Origin of the sequence: Bacillus cereus group sp. BfR-BA-01311 (genome assembly GCF_022664295.1) — a bacterium.
Taxonomy (GTDB): domain Bacteria; phylum Bacillota; class Bacilli; order Bacillales; family Bacillaceae_G; genus Bacillus_A; species Bacillus_A cereus.
This window is the reverse complement of record NZ_JAKUHC010000046.1, coordinates 1-272: the sequence shown is the minus strand read 5'-3', so window position 1 is coordinate 272 and position 272 is coordinate 1. Positions and strand designations below refer to the sequence as shown.

Here is a 272-nt window from a genome sequence, read left to right as displayed (position 1 = left end):
AACGTCCTACTCTCACAGGGACAAGGTCCCAACTACCATCGGCGCTAGAGAGCTTAACTTCCGTGTTCGGTATGGGAACGGGTGTGACCTCTCTGCCATCATTACCAGACTTTTATCATTATAAACATTTCTTTCGAAATGTCAAGAAGAAATTTTAATATATATTCCTTCAAAACTAGATAACATCGCTACATATTATATGGTTAAGTCCTCGATCTATTAGTATTCGTCAGCTCCACATGTCACCATGCTTCCACCTCGAACCTATCAAC

General features: G+C 40.8%; 1 rRNA gene. It reads right to left on the bottom strand.

Annotated elements, in window-relative coordinates:
- Nucleotides 1-109: ribosomal RNA gene (gene rrf / locus MR136_RS28355) — 5S ribosomal RNA — on the bottom strand; the annotation flags it as partial.
- Nucleotides 110-272: the final 163 nt, after the last annotated feature.